5 protein-coding genes are annotated in these 5,871 nt (G+C 42.0%); 2 read left to right on the top strand and 3 right to left on the bottom strand.

Annotated features, from left to right (window positions below):
• Window positions 1-190: 190 nt before the first annotated feature.
• On the bottom strand, window positions 191-1,033 hold the full coding sequence (locus B3763_RS15830) for a sterol desaturase family protein (protein WP_286747716.1): 843 nt from the start codon (window positions 1,031-1,033) through the stop codon (window positions 191-193).
• Between the two features lie 108 nt (window positions 1,034-1,141).
• Between B3763_RS15830 and B3763_RS15825 the strand changes: the two genes are divergently transcribed.
• Window positions 1,142-1,693 (top strand): PepSY-associated TM helix domain-containing protein, encoded by a 552-nt coding sequence (locus B3763_RS15825; protein ID WP_189629385.1) that lies wholly within the window; start codon window positions 1,142-1,144, stop codon window positions 1,691-1,693.
• Between the two features lie 47 nt (window positions 1,694-1,740).
• Here the strand turns inward: B3763_RS15825 and B3763_RS15820 are convergent, their stop codons facing one another.
• Window positions 1,741-2,916 (bottom strand): hypothetical protein, encoded by a 1,176-nt coding sequence (locus B3763_RS15820; protein WP_286747714.1) that lies wholly within the window; start codon window positions 2,914-2,916, stop codon window positions 1,741-1,743.
• 429 nt (window positions 2,917-3,345) lie between these two features.
• On the opposite strand from B3763_RS15820, the gene B3763_RS15815 reads away from it, so the two are divergent.
• Entirely contained in the window at window positions 3,346-4,941 is a 1,596-nt protein-coding gene (locus B3763_RS15815) for a M1 family metallopeptidase (RefSeq protein WP_286747712.1), read from the top strand.
• 121 nt (window positions 4,942-5,062) lie between these two features.
• On the opposite strand, the gene B3763_RS15810 is transcribed toward B3763_RS15815, so the two are convergent.
• Window positions 5,063-5,515, bottom strand: coding sequence for a 3-oxoacyl-ACP synthase (locus B3763_RS15810; protein WP_189629383.1), 453 nt, complete (start codon window positions 5,513-5,515; stop codon window positions 5,063-5,065).
• Between the last annotated feature and the right edge of the window lie 356 nt (window positions 5,516-5,871).

The following is a 5,871-nucleotide window of genomic DNA, read 5'->3' as shown; positions in this document are numbered from 1 at the left end:
AAAATTCCGCAATGACGTCCTAAGAGGGGATATTTTACTACTTACTTACATCGAACTCAGGTTATTCTACCTATGTAAGAAAACAGGTGAAAAATTCGTAACTACAGAATTAGACGAAATGAATTTCCAAAGCTTCAAAAGAATCGTCCGCTCTCATAGATAGGTAAAAATTATTTACTGCAAATTACTCCTATTCCCTTCCAAACTTAGACCCCACCGGAGGTCTATAAGGCTGAAAAGGAATTTTCAACAAATTACCCATCTCATCATTTTCTTTTGGATCCATATGGGTGTCGATACCGTATTTTAGTTCTCTGGTGTCATCTACTTGTGCAAAGGTGCCGAAAATGCGATCCCAAAAGGAAAAGATATTTCCGTAGTTGGTATCGGTAAGTGGTTGTGTATAATGGTGATGTACCTTATGCATGAGTGGAGTCACAAAAACCCAAGATAAAGCCCTATCCACCGATCTCGGCATGTTGATATTGGCGTGAGTAAGGTGCGCAAACAGCACCGACATACTCTGGTAGAACATGATGATCCACATAGGTGCCCCCACAATAATGGCGGCCAAAATAGTGAACCCTATTCTGAACACGGTTTCTCCGGGATGATGACGCAGCCCTGTAGTTACATCTACCGTAGTGTCGGTATGGTGAACCAAATGAAATTTCCACATCCATTTAACCTTGTGTTCTGTCCAATGCACAAGGTAAGCCCCTATTAAATCGAGAAGAAGTACACCAACTACCAGTTGAGCCCAAAGAGGAAGGTCTATAATATACAATAATCCAAAATGGTTGGCAGCCACCGTATCTGAGGCATACAATAGTGCTCCTGCCAAACCAAACCCAATAATCATAGTAGTGAGGGTAAAGAAAAGGTTAATTCCGGCATGACGAACCTTCTTGTATTGAAAGTGAAAAAGGGGCAGCGTTCCTTCCAGTATCCAAAAGACCACTATACCACCAATTAAGATCCCCGCCCGAAATTCGGTGGGTATATCAGCAAAGAAGTTTACCAGATTTTCCATTCATCAGATTTTCATCTAGCCAATTTAAAAAAATTGTCGGTTGCACTTGTTTCGAATCACTCATCCACTATTTTTGCCGTTATCTATAATCAGTCTAAATAAAATTAAGTGAGAAAGTTTAAGAACTTCTGCCGCAACTACCACCGCGACATTGCCTATTTTTTTGTAGGGCTTATTCTAGCCTTTTCTATTTCAGGAATAGCACTGAACCACAGGAGAACCTTTAACTCGCGTCAATACACCCTCAGTTCGGAACCTCTTACGCTAAACCTGCCAGACACTGAAGAATACAACGATGAGTTAGTGAAATCACTAATTCCGCAGACGGGTGTCGGCAACGAATACCGCAACTTTAGAATACAAAACGGTAACCTAAGAATCTACTTTCAAGATGCTATGGCAGAGGTAAGTCTGGAAAACGGAGAAGGTACTCTGGACTTTTTTGGCCGAAGATATGGACTGGCCGAAATGGCCGACTTGCACCAAACCACCAACTCGGCCTGGATATGGTATTCCGATATTTTTGGTGGCGCCATGATCATCATTGCGCTAACGGGTATGTTCATTGCCAGTGGTAAGTATAGCTTTAAGAAAAGAGGTTGGTGGCTCGCCCTTGCCGGAGTGGCTTTTCCTTTGGTTTTCCTCTTTTGGCTGGCTTAATCTGTTCGGGGAATAGCCTAATCCAGAGGCCCAATACCCCCTTCTGATCAGTTTACAGAGAGAGCAATTTTGACTAGACGCGGATCTTCTCTGTCTGGGTTGTGTTCTATAAATAGCAAAACTCCGTCATCATCTTGCCCAATAAAATTCGATATACCGAGATCCTTAAGACTAATTTCCTGACCTATTTTAATTATTCTTTCTCCATCGACCTTAAATAACTCCAAGTTATACGTTGGAGGGAACTCGTCCGAATAGAACGAACGACTGTCATTAGGAATTTCATCTTTATTACCCAAAGCTTCTCTATAAACCCTTATTACACATTCTCCCAGACCATTCAATTCTAAAGAATTTCTCATAAACAAGCCAAAGCCATTAAGCTTTCTGCTATACAACACATCATTACCCGTCTGATGTGAACCAAAAGCTTGGCCAGTTGCCCTGGGAAAAGCCTTAGGCTCATTTTGTAAGTAGGTATAAGAAGACAAACCTTTGTTAAAGCTGTAAATACCATTATCGAATGGAAAAGACAACACGTATGATGTACTCGTTTTTACAACATAAGGAAAAAACGCTGTGTAAAATAACTGGCTCCTATAAGGTGATTCTTCAGGATAGTTGAGGTATGAATTCACCGTTTCCTGAGTTAGGTTAACAAAATGAAAGAGCTTCGACTCTTCGTAAAACTGCCTGCTGGAAATAGGATAAAGATTCTCAAATGCTAATAACTCAGCAATCAGGCTCCCTTTATGCAAGTATGCATCAACTATACCTACATTACCACTTCTTGATGCCTCAGACCAAAAGTCAGGTAAATGCCATGAGTCTATGACCTCACTCTCCTGGTTTTGAAGAATCAGTCTTAGATATTGAGCATCATAAACTAGGATAGAATCTCGGTTAATGTAATGGACATCCGATATCCTCTTTAGTCCAAATGGCTGATCAATGGTGGGCACTTTTACCTTACCCATTTGTTGACCATTGAAATCAAAAAAAAGGATTTCGTTGATCCTTCTATCAATTCCTACTATTGCTTTCCCATCATCACCCCAATTCACAATATCAAACGATGAGGGAAAATTTCTTTCGGTTTCAAGGCTTATGATACCTAGCTTTTCTAAACGGACCTGCACCTGTTTCTCCTTTTGTTTCTCTGAACTTCTTGAGCATGAAAAAAAGATGAGAAGGCTTAAAACGAAAACGATAGGCTTAACCATAAGGATAGATTGAGTAAAAACTGAATAAGGTTACTTCATTAAGTCGCATGGCATACGTTCTCTATACTTCGCCACTATTTGTCTTTTCATAAGACTCTTATAAGGTAATGTAAAGACTCAGCTTATGGCATAAGTTATATTGCATTTTACTCCTATTCGATCTAGACAAATAACCATAAAGCTCAATATAGTTATAAAAAAAAAACTATCACCTGATAACCTCTATCAATCTAATATTACATTAATTATAAGTGCGGCCCCGCTGTAATCTCCAATCCCGTATTAAGTCCCTTTCACTCATACCTAAGAAAATGGAGCCCACAATTAAACTCACCAGCAAGTTCCCTCTAAGTCCTCATTGTACCCATCAGGTGGTATTGAGCAGAGAAACTGAATTTACATTCGATTCATTTTTATTAGCTTGGTAAAATGAAACGATTCATTCTTACCTCTATACTACTGGGGCTTCTATCGGTTGGTGTATATGGCCAAAAGCACTACGAAAGGTTAGCCACCATTGATGTGCAACACTATCGTTTTGAACTACAACTAACAGATGTAAATGACCAAATTACAGGCATTGCTCACGTAACTGTTCATTTCTTAAAAGACAGCCCGGACTTTCACTTTGACCTGGTGAACGAAAACAACGGAAAAGGAATGAAGGTAAATGTGGTAATGGCCAATAGCAAACGTATTGATTTTAGCCACAAAAACAACCAACTTACTCTTAACTATCCGGCAAAATCGGGAGAAAGGGTCACCTTTCTCATAGCCTATGAAGGAGTTCCTGCTAACGGTCTGATTATTTCTAAAAACAAGTATGGCGACCGCACCTTTTTTGGTGACAACTGGCCTGATCGCGGAAAGCACTGGCTGCCCATTGTGGATCACCCCTCTGACAAAGCTACGGTGGAGTGGATTGTGACAGCCCCTGCACATTATCAGGTTATTGGCAACGGAAAACTGGTTGAGCGATCGAACATCGATGACAAGTTAACCCTTACTCACTGGAGATCGGAAGTGGCCATTCCTACTAAAGTGATGGTTATTGGAGCCGCCCGGTTTGCGATTCAAAATACCGGAGATATTTATGGCATTCCAATTTCTGCCTGGGTGTATCCGCAAGATCGGGAAAAGGGCTTTCATGACTATGCCCTTGCCCTACCCATCACCGATTGGTTCATTAACCATGTTGGCCCCTACCCCTTTTCCAAACTGGCCAACGTACAATCTAAAACACAGTTTGGCGGAATGGAGAATGCCTCCAATATCTTCTATTCCGAAAACTCTGTAAACGGGCAGCGCACCTCTGAAGGATTAATTGCTCATGAAATAGCCCACCAATGGTTCGGCAACTCAGCCTCTGAAGCCAACTGGCATCATGTATGGCTGAGCGAAGGCTTTGCTACCTACTTTACTAACCTGTACATGGAGCAGAAATATGGACGCGACAATTTTGTGCAGCGTGTAAAAGAGCAGCGCCAGCAAATCATTGATTATAGCAAACAAAACCGAGTGCCCGTTGTAAACAAAGCCATAGAAGATTATATGCAACTGCTCAATGCCAACTCTTATCAAAAAGGCGGCTGGGTATTGCACATGCTCAGAAAAGAAGTGGGCGATGAACTGTTTTGGCAAGCCATCCGCACCTATTATGCCAGGTACAAACTAGCCAACGCCTATACCGAAGACCTCAGAAAGGTATTCGAAGAAGTCAGTGGACTGGACTTGGCGCAATTCTTTAAGCAGTGGATAATGCAGGCCGGACAACCGAAGATAGAAGCCACATGGGCCTACAAAAACGGAAAGTTGGAAATGGAAATCAACCAGCGCCAACAGGAAGAGTTTTTATTTGATCTGGAAGTGAAAATCACCTACCCCAACGGACAGTCGGAGCTCCGCAAAATTCCGGTACACCAAAAACAGATGCTATGGTCTCCCGAACTGAGTACCCGACCTTCAAAGATTGAGTTAGACCCTAATAGCTGGCTACTTTTTGAAGGCCAACTGACCGAAAATTAGATTATCTGATAGCACCTGGCCAGAAGACCCTGAAGCACTTACAATGATCAGTCGTTGCTTCAGGTGGCCTTTAATACAGTCTAATTCCAAAAAAGCAGAAGGACAAAATACCTGAAACTACTCAGGCAATGGCAATAATACGCTCCATCTTACCTGCGAAAGCAATGGAATGATTAACTTCCTTTCCCATTAGCTCTTTACCTATGGGCGATACGGGGGAAATCACAAAGACATCTTTACCCCCTACGGTTATTTTTCCCAACGAAACGGCAATGTAGAAAAGCACCGTTGATGTACGGACCAACGAGCCCTGGATAATTTTGGAAGCACTATGCTCTACGTTGAGGCTTTCCAGCACTTTACGCATCTGCCGCGCATCGTCCAATTGTTCACTTACCTTCTCCTGCTCCAACCCAACCATTTCGCGAGAAGTCTCATACTTATCGCCCATTGAGCTTTTTGTATCTGAGGCTGCAGACTCGCTCAGGCTTCTGAGCTCGGCCTCCAAGGTATTGATGCGTGCACCGACTTTCTCCGAACACATTCGGAAAACGTCCCTTTTCAACTCCAACATGGTGCAAAGAAATGAAATAGTTTTGAGATTTTTTATAAGCCTTACTGCAGCCCAATTAAAGTTTTTACTAAGCCGGCCTGAGCCTCAAATAAACGCCTAGACATCTGCATAAAGACTCCCAGAACTTAGCGATACTTTTCCATATCCGCTTGCCATTATAGCCTCATATTTTAAGAACACTCCCTTCCAAAGGAATCTAATTTAGACTAGTCCGCAACCTAAAATAACCTGAGTTCGATGTAAGTAAGTAGTAAGATGTCCCCCTTAGGACGTCATTGCGGAATTTTCCTCTGAAAACTTCACATACGCAAAGGAAAATATCCGCAATTTCATTTAGGCTCTATTGAGATACCGGA

Source organism: Roseivirga sp. UBA1976, from assembly GCF_002336325.1.
Classification (GTDB): Bacteria; Bacteroidota; Bacteroidia; order Cytophagales; family Cyclobacteriaceae; genus Roseivirga; species Roseivirga thermotolerans.
Note: the sequence above shows the minus strand (reverse complement) of the source record. Positions and strands in the feature narration are given on the sequence as shown.